This is a genomic window from Pseudomonas sp. IPO3749 (assembly GCF_013386605.1).
GTDB lineage: Bacteria > Pseudomonadota > Gammaproteobacteria > Pseudomonadales > Pseudomonadaceae > Aquipseudomonas > Aquipseudomonas azotoformans_A.
Genome location: NZ_JACARN010000121.1, coordinates 1 through 1,190 on the forward strand (window position 1 = coordinate 1; position 1,190 = coordinate 1,190).

1 protein-coding gene is annotated in these 1,190 nt (G+C 57.2%); it reads right to left on the reverse strand.

From position 1 onward, the window contains the following. Positions 1-145: 145 nt before the first annotated feature. Positions 146-1,126 (reverse strand): IS5-like element IS1384 family transposase, encoded by a 981-nt coding sequence (locus HX812_RS30825; protein ID WP_010466230.1) that lies wholly within the window; start codon positions 1,124-1,126, stop codon positions 146-148. Between the last annotated feature and the right edge of the window lie 64 nt (positions 1,127-1,190).

Genomic DNA, 1,190 nt, shown 5'->3' on the forward strand with positions numbered 1-1,190 from the left:
GGATGGTCTGAAGTAGCCATGTATTTCCCCGGCATACCACCTAGCGCAACTTTTAAACTCGCCAAATGATCAAAAAACAATCAATTCGACGAGTATTTCTTACGTTTTCGCCACCCGGACCCCACTCCGGTGGCCATTTCCCGCATTACAGGCGCACCTCTCCTGCATTCGTCAGTAAATGTCGGCGCGCCATCCACAGGTTCGACAGAGCGAACAGTGTCACCAGTTGCGCCGTGTTTTTGGCCAAGCCGCGAAAGCGCACCTTGGTGTAACCGAACTGGCGCTTGATTACCCGGAACGGATGCTCGACCTTGGCGCGCACCTGAGCCTTGGCCTTTTCAATCTTGCGCTTGGCTTTGTACAGCACGCTGCGCTTATCGAGTTTTTTGTAGGTGCTGCGGCGTGCCGCCACCTGCCAGATAACTTCACGTCCTTCATGCTCGGGCCGCTTTTCGACACCGGTGTAGCCTGCATCGGCGCAGACCACGTTTTCGTCGCCATGCAGCAATTTGTCCACCTGGGTGACATCCGCCACATTGGCCGCCGTGCCCACTACGCTGTGCACCAGACCCGATTCGTCATCGGCGCCGATGTGGGCCTTCATGCCAAAATAATACTGGTTTCCCTTCTTGGTCTGGTGCATTTCCGGGTCGCGCTTGCCGTCCTTGTTCTTGGTCGAACTGGGCGCATTGATCAGCGTTGCATCGACGATGGTGCCCTGGCGCAGCGACAGGCCGCGGTCGCCCAGATAGCCATTGATGACAGCGAGGATGCCGGCCGCCAGCTCGTGTTTCTCCAGCAAGCGGCGGAAGTTGAGAATGGTGGTTTCGTCGGGGATGCGCTCCAGGTTCAGCCCGGCAAACTGGCGCAGGATCGTGGTTTCGTACAGCGCTTCCTCCATCGCTGGATCGCTGTAGCCGAACCAGTTCTGCAGCAGATGCACACGCAGCATCGCCATCAACGGGTAGGCCGGACGGCCACCTTCACCTTTCGGATAATGTGGCTCGATCAAAGCAATCAAGCCCTTCCACGGCACCACCCGATCCATCTCGATCAGGAACAACTCCTTGCGGGTTTGCTTGCGCTTGCCAGCGTACTCGGCGTCGGCGAAGGTCATCTGCTTCATCGGGAAACTCGGTGGGTGGGGTCGCGGTATTTTGCCAAATCAGAAAGTCTTTTTCAGAGTTTCC